General features: G+C 60.4%; 9 protein-coding genes. 4 read left to right on the top strand and 5 right to left on the bottom strand.

The window, feature by feature from the left end:
* Positions 1-204 precede the first annotated feature (204 nt).
* Positions 205-855: a protein-methionine-sulfoxide reductase heme-binding subunit MsrQ gene (msrQ, locus tag AB4K19_RS18750; RefSeq protein WP_375229761.1), complete on the bottom strand. Its 651-nt coding sequence runs from the start codon at positions 853-855 to the stop codon at positions 205-207.
* On the opposite strand from msrQ, the gene AB4K19_RS18745 reads away from it, so the two are divergent.
* Positions 854-1,252 carry a DUF2306 domain-containing protein gene (locus AB4K19_RS18745; protein WP_375229760.1) on the top strand — a complete coding sequence of 133 codons (399 nt, stop codon included), beginning with the start codon at positions 854-856 and terminating at the stop codon, positions 1,250-1,252. The two genes, msrQ and AB4K19_RS18745, sit on opposite strands and share 2 nt — an antisense overlap.
* Here the strand turns inward: AB4K19_RS18745 and msrP are convergent.
* Entirely contained in the window at positions 1,246-2,154 is a 909-nt protein-coding gene (msrP, locus tag AB4K19_RS18740; RefSeq protein WP_375229759.1) for a protein-methionine-sulfoxide reductase catalytic subunit MsrP, read from the bottom strand. The genes AB4K19_RS18745 and msrP overlap by 7 nt on opposite strands.
* 104 nt (positions 2,155-2,258) lie before the next feature.
* Complete coding sequence (locus AB4K19_RS18735; protein WP_375229758.1) at positions 2,259-2,909, bottom strand: HAD family hydrolase; 651 nt, start codon at positions 2,907-2,909, stop codon at positions 2,259-2,261.
* Positions 2,910-3,173: 264 nt separating this feature from the next.
* Here AB4K19_RS18735 and AB4K19_RS18730 point away from each other — a divergent pair, with 264 nt between their 5' ends.
* A complete protein-coding gene (locus tag AB4K19_RS18730) occupies positions 3,174-3,662 on the top strand; it encodes a fasciclin domain-containing protein (protein WP_375229757.1) in 489 nt (162 codons plus the stop codon).
* Between the two features lie 114 nt (positions 3,663-3,776).
* Complete coding sequence (locus tag AB4K19_RS18725; RefSeq protein WP_375229756.1) at positions 3,777-4,634, top strand: TauD/TfdA dioxygenase family protein; 858 nt, start codon at positions 3,777-3,779, stop codon at positions 4,632-4,634.
* A 73-nt stretch (positions 4,635-4,707) separates the two neighbouring features.
* On the opposite strand, the gene AB4K19_RS18720 is transcribed toward AB4K19_RS18725, so the two are convergent.
* The gene (locus AB4K19_RS18720; protein WP_375229755.1) at positions 4,708-5,415 is read right to left on the bottom strand and encodes a tetratricopeptide repeat protein; all 708 of its coding nucleotides are present in this window, start codon (positions 5,413-5,415) and stop codon (positions 4,708-4,710) included.
* 126 nt (positions 5,416-5,541) lie between these two features.
* Between AB4K19_RS18720 and AB4K19_RS18715 the strand changes: the two genes are divergently transcribed.
* Entirely contained in the window at positions 5,542-5,853 is a 312-nt protein-coding gene (locus AB4K19_RS18715) for a DUF6980 family protein (protein ID WP_375229754.1), read from the top strand.
* 96 nt (positions 5,854-5,949) lie between these two features.
* Here AB4K19_RS18715 and clpB read toward each other — a convergent pair whose 3' ends face one another.
* Positions 5,950-8,568: an ATP-dependent chaperone ClpB gene (gene clpB, locus AB4K19_RS18710; RefSeq protein ID WP_375229753.1), complete on the bottom strand. Its 2,619-nt coding sequence runs from the start codon at positions 8,566-8,568 to the stop codon at positions 5,950-5,952.
* Positions 8,569-8,572 lie beyond the last annotated feature (4 nt).

Raw genomic sequence — 8,572 nt, 5'->3', positions numbered from 1 at the left:
CCCAGGAGTCCGCGATTCATCGGGCAAATCACCCCGAGTCAGAGGACAGATTCCGGTGAATCGGTGGCGATTCATTTGTGGATTCGTCCAGATGGTCAAAAAATCGGGCGACTCGCTGCCTGGATTCGGGTGAATCGGCATGCGATTCACTCCTGAACCTCCGGATATGGCCGACTCACGGGGGTGAATCGCCTGCACCATCTGTCAGGCGGCCTGTTTCCGGCGTTTCAGCGGCAGACGAATGCCCAGAAGAAGCAGAATCGCCGCCATGTACATCAGTGGTTCCGCCTCCCAGACCTTCTGCACCATAATATAGTGCAGTCCACCCAGCAGAACGGCGGCATAAGTCAGTCTGTGCAAACGGCGCCATGCCGGGCCCAGCCGGCGCACCGACCAGTTGTTTGAGGTCACCGCCAGCGGAATCATCAGAACGAAGCCCAGCATGCCAATGGTAATGTAGGGTCGTTTGAGAATGTCGTTCCAGATCTGGCTGAGGATGCCCACGTCCAGCACCAGCCAGACCAGCAGATGCAGTGCGACATATATAAAGGCCAGCAAACCGAACATCCGGCGGAACTTCAGCAGATTGAGACCGAGGTGCCGGCGCATCGGTGTGATCGCCAGGCCAAAGATCATCAGCTGCAGGGCAATCTCGCCCAGCTCGTGTTCCAGGGCCTGGATCGGTTCGCGGCCCAGGCCACCGGTCTGCGCCTGCCAGAGCAGCCAGGGTACCGGCAGCATATACAGTATATAGAGAGGCCACGTCGGCACCCGGCGCGCGAGGCCGTTGACAGTATCCCGCCACGACGGCTTCACTTGCGGCGAAGTCTTATGCGGGTCAAGGGGCCGATCCATGTCACTCGCTCCACTCTTTCAGTCAGGTGCGGTGATCACGCTTCATGCGCCGGCCGCTCTGACAGCTCTGTTTATCGGAATAGCACAGCTTTGGTTAAAGAAGGGATCGCAGTTGCACCGCGTCGCCGGCTATACTTGGGTTATCCTGCTCGGGTCCCTGGCGCTCAGCAGTTTCCGGATCAAAGATCTGCGCCTGATCGGGCCCTTCAGCCCGATCCACCTGCTGTCCGTCTACACGCTGGTCAATCTGGTCCTTACGATCCGGGCCGCGCGCCGGGGTGATATCGACCAGCATGCAAAGTCCATGAGATCGATCTTCTGGCTCGCACTTGTCGGGGCGGGTCTTTTCACCCTGCTGCCGGGCCGGATCATGCACCAGGTTGTCTTCGGTCAGTAGAACTTTGTCAGATCCATGCCCTCGTACATCGACGCGACCTCTTCTTCGTATCCGTTGAACATCAGCGTCGGGATTCGCGGCGAGAAGAGCCCGCCACCGATCACCCGTTCCGAGGCCTGTGACCAGCGCGGGTGATCCACTGTCGGGTTCACATTGGAATAGAACCCGTATTCACGCGGCTGCAGTTCCTGCCAGGTGTTCAGCGGCTGCTCATCCGTCAGGGTGATCCGCACAATCGACTTGATGGATTTAAACCCATACTTCCATGGCACCACCAGACGCAGCGGCGCGCCGTTCTGTTTCGGAATGTCGCGTCCGTAGATACCGGTCGCCATGATGGTCAGCGGGTGCATCGCCTCGTCAAGCCGCAGCCCCTCGACATAGGGCCAGTCAATCCAGGTGGCCCGCTGGCCGTGCATCTCTTCGGGGCGGTAGAGCGTTTCAAACCGTACGTATTTCGCACCGGACTGAACGCCGGCCATGTTCAGCATGTCCGCCAGCTCAAAACCGTTCCACGGGATCACCATCGACCAGGCCTCGACACAGCGGAAACGATAAAGCCGCTCCTCGATGGTCATCGCCTTCATGATGTCCTCAAAGGCATAGTCGCCCGGGTTGTCGACCATCCCGTCGATCTTCACACTCCAGGGATCAATCGTCAGCGCATTGGCATAGCGCTTCGGATCGCCCTTGTCGGTGCCGAATTCATAGAAGTTGTTGTACTCTGTGATGTCTTCCCAGGAGTTGGGCTCCAGCTCTTCTTCTGCTGCTGATGCCTGACTTCCGGTGGCCGCAAGCCCAAGGCCGGCCGCAGCTGCGCCCATCAGCTGACGGCGGTTCAGGTACACCGCTTCGTCAGTCACATCGTTGTCGGTCAGTGTGTTCTTCCAGCGAAATGCCATCAGATGCTCCGGTCAAAACTCGTTTCCGTTGATGTAGAGGGCGCGCGCGCCACGTCCAAACCAATTTGTCTCACAATCCGGACAGCAGACTGTAACGAAAAATATCAGAGGCCCAGCAGCGCCGGAAGCTCCGGCATAGCGTCAAACGCCGCATCACACACCGCAAGCAGTGCTGCGCGGTCCGTATGCGCGGCGAAGCCCACAGTATACATGCCGGCTGCAACACCCGCTCGAGCGCCGTTCGGGCTGTCCTCAATCACGACGCACCGTTCGGGCGGCACGCCTTCAGCCTGTGCTGCGGCCAGATAAACGTCCGGCGCCGGTTTCGGGTTCGGCACATCCTCGCGCGACCACACCCGCCCGGCCAGCCGCGCCGCCAGCCCCGTCCGTTTCAGGGTGATTTCCATCTTGCGGTGCGGACCGTTCGAGCCGACCGCATAGGGAATGCCAGCCGCGTCCAGCGCATCCAGCACCAGAGGCGCACCGGGGACCAGTTCCACCTCCTCGGCGAGCGCTTCAAAAATCTCTGCATATATATTGTCGACCCAGTCGCCCGGCAGACGCGCGCCCATCCCGCGTGCGGTGTCCGCCACCCCGGCAATCGTACCGCCCAGAAACAGCCCGGATACCTCCTGCACGGTGATCTCCAGGCCGTAATGCGCCAGTGATTTCTGAATGACGCGATCCGAAATCGGCTCGCTGTCCACCAGCACACCATCACAGTCAAAGATCACCATCCCGGGCGGCATGATCATATCGGTATCCTCCGGCTCTTCCCGCCCTGCATGGGGCTACTTCACCGCCCGCGTCAATCCATTGCGGCCCAATTCGTGATCCGGATCGCCAGCAGTTCTGACATTTTTGTTATTTGATCTGAAAAACGGCTCCGGCTTAGCGCGGATCACGTCTCCGTCAAATGGCGTGAGCGATAATCCCCGGTGATCCGTTTTCCTCCCCCATGCGTTTTCCCGTCAATGCCCAAGACGGCAGAAACCATAACATCAGCCAAAGGAAGACCTATGTTTCGCAAGACACTCATCACCCTGACCGCCGCCGCAGCCATCGCAGGCACAGCTGCCATCGCAGGCAGCTACAAAAAGGACATCGTGGACACCGCCGTGAACGCGGGCACCTTTGAGACACTGGTTGCAGCGGTCAGCGCCGCAGATCTGGTGGACACGCTCAAGAGCGAAGGTCCCTTCACCGTTTTCGCCCCCACCGATGAAGCCTTTGCTGCCCTGCCCGAAGGCACCGTGGAAACGCTGCTGAAGCCCGAGAACAAAGACCAGCTGATCGCTGTGCTGACCTATCACGTGGTACCGGGCAAAGTGATGTCCACGGACCTTTCCGATGACATGACCGCTGCCACCGTTCAGGGCTCCGAGATCACCGTTGATCTGGACAACGGCGTGATGATCAACGACGCCTCCGTCGTGACCGCCGACATCGAAACATCAAACGGTGTGATCCACGTGATCGACAGCGTGATCTTGCCGCCGGAGGCGTAAAACCAACAACGCGCCCGGGGGTTGCTCCGGGCGCGCCTGCGCCCAAAAGGCAACACTTGCATCGTGCCCCCTGATCCGCTTCGATAACGTCCAGTGGACACACGGCGGGAACCCATGTTGCAGACCATACCCCTTCACAACGATTTCGGCGTCGAACTTCAGGGCATCGACCTCAAAGAAGCGACACAAGACTTTCTCTACCCCGAGCTGCGCGCGGCCTTCGAGGAACACTCTTTGCTGCTCATCCGCGGACAGGACTGGTCAGACGAGGACATCCTGCGGTTCGGCCGCCTCTTTGGTCCCATAGAAAACCGGACAGATGGTCCGGATTTTGTCTCTGCCGTATCCAACGTCCGGCCGGACGGGTCAGTTCTGCTCCCGGATGCCCTGCGTCTCAAGGATCTGCAGGCCAATATGCTATGGCATACGGATTCCACCTTTTTGCCCATCCCGTCGCTGGCCAATATCATCACAGCCCGCGTTGTTCCGACGAGCGGCGGGACAACGGAACTGGTGTCAACACGCGCGGGACTGGCGCGGTTGCCACAGCATCTGCGGGATGCCCTTGGCGGTGCCTTCGAACACCGCCTCACGCATTCACGCCGAAAAATCGACCCCGATCTGGCTCAGGCGGATCACATCACAAAATGGACGGGCCAGACCTGGCGCGGCATCTGGACAAACCCGGCAAACGGTCAGGACGCAGCCTATATCGCCTCGCATGCCTGTGGGATCGCGGGAATGGATGCCGGGCTGGCCCAGAACCTGATCGACGAGATCATCGACGCCCTGACACCCGAAGACGCCATATATGCGCATCACTGGCAGGTCGGCGATGTCCTGATCTGGGATGAACGCGCCACGCTGCACCGTGCCATGCCCTGGCCTTACGAACAGCCTCGCACGCTCGCCTCAATCTGCGTGTCGGCCAGCGCCGCGGACGGCCTCGATACGCTGCGCCCGTCCGCGTGATCCTCCCGCCCGGCGCATAAGATCCATGGCAGACACTGGTTATTCATCACGTACCGGCGATGGACACCGCTCGTCAGAGCCTCTGTGCGTTCAGCCATGCGCGGGCCTGGCGTTCCGCTTCCCTCACCTCAGCCGGTGTCATGGTCTTTGATACATGATCCAGATGCTTCGCCATCAGGTCTGCCCGGCTTTGCGACGCTATCTTCAGCCATTTATAGGCCTGCACCCTGTCCATCGGCACGCCGCTGCCCTTCAGGTACATGAACGCCAGATCATGCTGCGCGAAAACATGGCCAAGCTGTGCGGCGCGGGTGTACCATGCTGCGGCACCTGCGCGGTTCCGCGGCACGCCCCAGCCGTTATCGAGCAGAACACCAAGCCGGTACTGTGCCTCCGCGTTGTTCTGTGCTGCGGCTTTTTCATACCAGAAAGCGGCCTCCGCATCGTCCCGCGCCAGCCCGTGCCCGTACTCATACATGTGACCCAGCGCGAGCTGCGCGTCCGGATGCCCGGTCCGGGCCAGAGGGTGCCATGCCTCAAAAGCCTGCTGCGTTTCTCCCGCACGAAACGCTTCTATCCCGGTCTCAAAATCGGCAGCTGAAACGGACGGGGGCACGATGATCAGCGCCAGGCCCAGAACCATCGCATAGCTCGCCCGCGTACGCGCAGCCCTGTTGTTCCAGTTCCGAAGCACTTTGAGCATCTCCCCATTTGCAGGCAGGCCAGCGCCGGCCATCACCTCATGCAACGTTACGGCCACAATTGCTTTGTGGGAAATCACGAATGACGGAAGCCCAAATGCCAGCAGAATATGCGGTGCGGGACTAAGCGGTCATTCAGAGTATAATTCGGTTGACCTTGTCGGAAGGTCAATAGTTAGTCTCGTAAACAACTATGGAATGTGCCGATGCACCAAAATGCGCTGAACAAACTACGATCAGATTTCAAAGAGCTTTTCGAGCTTGTTGATGACATCACAACGCCTTTTCTGTTTGTTGAACGTTTCAGAGAGTTTGGCGTGAATAGAATAAATGAGCCAAATAGGTCGGTATCTCATAGCTTTGACGTGCTGACCTACTGCCCTCGAACGGGTAAGAAACTGCCCACCAGCTTGCGAGACAAGTTCTTTGGCGAAATTGAAACGTTAGGTTTCGACAACCCTTCGGACGAAAATCTACCAACCAAATTTAAAAACGGCGATTGGTGGCTTTCTGAATAGCGCTAATGGAAGTTTCAAGTAGTCGCTATGGGCTCAGAGCGCACCACCGACAAAAAAAGGCCCGCCGGAGCGGGCCTTTCCTGGTCTTCAAAACAATCAGTGAATGACCGCATCATCCGGCTTGGGCCGGTTGCTCGCGGATACCCGGTCGCCGATGATCAGACCTTCGCTGCCTGCGCTGACCTCGATGGTCTGCCCGTCCAGCACGTCACCGGCCAGCAGCATTTCAGCCAGCGGGTCCTGCAGCGCGCGCTGGATCACCCGTTTCAGCGGCCGTGCCCCATAGACCGGGTCATAGCCTTCATCGGCCAGCCACCTGCGCGCACCGTCATCCAGCTCCAGCGTGATCTTGCGACCCGCCAGACGTTTCAGCAGACGCGCCATCTGGATGGTGACAATGCCGTCCATATCTGCGCGGCCCAGACGGTCAAAGATGATCGTCTCGTCCAGCCGGTTCAGGAATTCAGGCCGGAAATGCGCATTCACCGCATCCATCACATCACGCCGCGCGTCCGAGGCATCGGCCCCGTCCGGCAGATGGCTCAGCGCCTGCGCCCCAAGGTTCGACGTCAGGATGATCAGCGTCTGTTTGAAATCCACCGTGCGGCCCTGACCATCGGTCAGCATGCCGTCGTCCAGCACCTGCAGCAGCACGTTGAACACATCCGGGTGCGCCTTTTCGACCTCGTCAAACAGCACCACCTGATAGGGCCTGCGCCGCACCGCTTCGGTCAGCACACCGCCCTCGTCATAGCCCACATAGCCCGGAGGCGCGCCGATCAAACGGGCGACCGCGTGTTTCTCCATGAACTCTGACATGTCGATACGCACCATCGCGCTGTCATCATCAAACAGGAACTCGGCCACCGCTTTGGTCAGCTCGGTCTTACCCACACCGGTGGGCCCGAGGAACAGGAACGAGCCCAGCGGCCGGTTCTCGTCGTTCAGACCCGCACGCGCACGGCGCACCGCATTGGCCACTGACCGGACGGCTTTGTCCTGACCGATCACGCGCGTGTGCAGCTGCTCTTCCATGCGGAGCAGCTTGTCGCGCTCGCCTTCCAGCATCCGGCCCGCCGGGATACCCGTCCAGCGTTCGACCACACTGGCGATCTGTTCGGGCCGCACGGCTTCCTCGACCATCACGTCGCTGTCGTCGTGGGATTCTGCCTCTTCCAGCTGTTTTTCCAGCTGCGGGATCACACCATAGCTCAGCTCACCCGCCTTGCCGAGGTTCCCCTCGCGCTTGGCGATCTCCAGCTCGGCCCGCGCCTGATCCAGCAGCGCCTTGATGTCACGCGCGCCTGCCAGCTTGTCCCGCTCGGCCTGCCAGCGCGCCGTCATCGCGGTGCTCTGCTCCATCAGACCACCAAGCTCTTCCTCCAGCCGTTCCAGCCGGTCCTTGGAGGCCGCGTCGTCCTCTTTCTTAAGCGCTTCGGCCTCGATCTGCAGCTGCATGATCTGCCGGTCCAGCGCGTCCAGTTCCTCGGGCTTGCTGTCCACTTCCATGCGCAGACGGCTCGCGGCCTCATCCACCAGGTCAATCGCCTTGTCCGGCAGGAACCGGTCCGTGATGTACCGGTGGCTCAGCGTCGCCGCCGACACCAGTGCGGAATCCGAGATCCGCACCCCGTGGTGCAGCTCGTATTTCTCCTTGATGCCGCGCAGAATACTGACCGTATCCTCTACCGTCGGCTCCAGGATCATCACCGGCTGGAAGCGCCGCGCCAGGGCCGCGTCCTTTTCGACGTATTTGCGGTATTCATCCAGCGTCGTGGCGCCCACACAATGCAGCTCACCCCGCGCCAGCGCCGGTTTGATCAGGTTGGCCGCATCCATCGCGCCATCCGTTTTGCCTGCACCAACCAGTGTGTGCATCTCGTCGATGAACAGGATGATCTCGCCCGCAGCCTCCGTCACTTCCGTCAGCACGGCCTTGAGGCGTTCCTCAAACTCGCCGCGATACTTGGCACCCGCAATCAGTGCGCCCATGTCCAGCGCCAGCAGCTTCTTGTTGCGCAGGCTTTCGGGCACATCGCCGTTCACAATCCGCAGCGCGAGACCCTCGGCAATGGCGGTTTTACCCACACCCGGCTCACCGATGAGCACCGGGTTGTTCTTGGTCCGGCGGCTCAGCACCTGCATCGCGCGGCGGATTTCCTCGTCGCGGCCGATGATCGGGTCAATCTTGCCTGCTTCCGCACGCTCCGTCAGGTCCATCGCGTATTTTTTCAGCGCGTCATAGCCGTCCTCGGCCGTCGCGCTGTCAGCGGTGCGCCCCTTGCGCACATCATTGATCGCAGAATTCAGCGCCTGGGCATTGACGTCACCTGCCTCCATCGCGGTTTTCGCCCCGGACTTCACCATGGCCAGCGCTATCAGCAGACGTTCGGCCGGCACGAAACTGTCGCCAGCCTTTTTGGCCAGGGCCTCCGCTTCGGCCAGAACCTTCTGTGTTGCGTTGTCCAGATAGACCTGGGCGGCATCGCCCGTGACTTTGGGCATCTTGCCCAAGCCCAGCTCCAGCGCATCACGCACCCGCGCAGGCTTACCGCCGGCGGCACTTATCAGGTTTGACGCAAACCCCTGATCGTCATCAAGCAATGCTTTCAGCAGATGTTCCGGTGCCAGCCGCTGGTGGCTGTCACGCGTGGCAATGGTCTGGGCGGCCTGAATGAAACCGCGTGACCGTTCCGTGAACCTGTTCAAGTCCATGGGT

Source organism: Roseobacter phycocola, from assembly GCF_042055075.2.
Lineage (GTDB): Bacteria > Pseudomonadota > Alphaproteobacteria > Rhodobacterales > Rhodobacteraceae > Roseobacter.
The sequence above is the reverse complement of the archived record's forward strand: the minus strand, read 5'-3'. Positions and strand labels throughout refer to the sequence as shown.